The sequence below is a fragment of the Acinetobacter sp. TYF_19 genome, assembly GCF_043105125.1.
Taxonomy (GTDB): domain Bacteria; phylum Pseudomonadota; class Gammaproteobacteria; order Pseudomonadales; family Moraxellaceae; genus Acinetobacter; species Acinetobacter johnsonii.
The window spans coordinates 1-1,000 of the sequence record NZ_JBICLH010000079.1; the positions used below are offsets into that span (position 1 = coordinate 1).

A 1,000-nucleotide genomic window follows, 5' to 3' on the forward strand; every position below is an offset into this window, starting at 1 on the left:
TGTATTCATAGAATCATTAGACTTTTTCAACTCGCAATTGGAAAGCACACAATGAAGAAATATACCCAACTTTCTCAAGATGAAAGATACGAAATTTATGCTACTTTGAAAAGTAAAAGTTCAATCGCTACCCTTGCTCGGGAGTTAGGACGTTCACGATCAACCATCTACCGTGAATTAAAAAGAAATACTGGGCAACGTGGATATAGAGCTCAACAGGCAGCTAAATTTGCAAGTCAAAGACAGTACCGTCCTTCATCACCCATGACAGCGTTTGCCTTCGCTTATATTGATTACTTGATTGGTTTGGACTGGTCACCAGAACAAATTTCAGGTGCTTTAACACAACGCGGTTGGCTGGATGTACCTTCACATGAGTGGATTTACCAGTACATTTATCAAGATAAATCAAAAGGCGGTAAACTTCATCTACACTTAAGGCATCAGAAGAAATATCGAAAACGGGGTTACAAAAACACGGATCGTAGGGGGCAAATCATTGATAAAACAAGTATTCACTGCCGAGACCAGGTCATTGATCAACGACAACGTTTAGGAGATTTCGAAGGTGACACGGTGATTGGTAAACATCATAAAGGTGCTTTATTGACTCTCGTTGATCGAAAGAGCCTGTATGTACATATTGTTCATTTAGGGCCAACGAGAGCATCCTCTCAAACGATTACTTGTGCATTAGATTGTTTACAAATGAGCCATGCTTATAGTGTGACATTTGATAATGGCAAAGAATTTTCCGAACACAAAAGAATTACTGATGCTGGCATAGAGACGTATTTTGCTGATCCTTACAAGTCTATTCAGCGAGCTAGAAATGAAAATACGAATGGTTTAATCCGTCAATATCTGCCAAAATCATCATCGTTTGATGACGTGTCAAACGAACAAATAGAGCAGATAGAATTTGCACTCAACCATCGTCCTAGAAAAACACTAGGTTGGTATACACCGAGTGAAGTTATGGCTGGATTTTATACTGTTG

The 1,000-nt window shown here is 39.1% G+C and carries 1 protein-coding gene; it reads left to right on the forward strand.

Annotation, left to right across the window (positions count from 1 at the left end):
* Window positions 1–51: 51 nt before the first annotated feature.
* The coding region (locus ACF8FD_RS11660) for an IS30 family transposase (RefSeq protein WP_392453409.1) at window positions 52–1,000 on the forward strand (949 nt) is incomplete at its 3' end.